This is a genomic window from Vibrio sp. 10N.222.48.A3 (genome assembly GCF_041475345.1).
Classification (GTDB): domain Bacteria; phylum Pseudomonadota; class Gammaproteobacteria; order Enterobacterales; family Vibrionaceae; genus Vibrio; species Vibrio tasmaniensis_A.
Map to the genome: position 1 here is coordinate 1 of NZ_JBFRVX010000916.1, position 315 is coordinate 315.

A 315-nucleotide genomic window follows, 5' to 3' on the forward strand; every position below is an offset into this window, starting at 1 on the left:
ATTGATTAGGTTTAGAAAGTAAAAGAGACGATATTGGGTCTGTAGCTCAGCTGGTTAGAGCGCTCGCCTGATAAGCGGGAGGTCGGTGGTTCGAGTCCACTCAGACCCACCAATATCGACTAGAAACAAAGATGGGGCTATAGCTCAGCTGGGAGAGCGCCTGCCTTGCACGCAGGAGGTCTGCGGTTCGATCCCGCATAGCTCCACCATCTTTAAGTGTTTTTATCTGAAAATATTTAAAAATGGTTCATTAGTTTGAATCAAGCTCTTTAACAATTTGGAAAGCTGACTGATTGATTACTTACGAGTAATTCA

2 tRNA genes are annotated in these 315 nt (G+C 44.1%); both read left to right on the forward strand.

The features are described 5' to 3' along the window. The first annotated feature begins 35 nt into the window (after positions 1-35). Positions 36-112: transfer RNA gene (locus tag AB4653_RS21770), tRNA-Ile, on the forward strand. Between the two features lie 21 nt (positions 113-133). Next, positions 134-209: transfer RNA gene (locus AB4653_RS21775), tRNA-Ala, on the forward strand. The last annotated feature ends 106 nt before the right edge of the window (positions 210-315 follow it).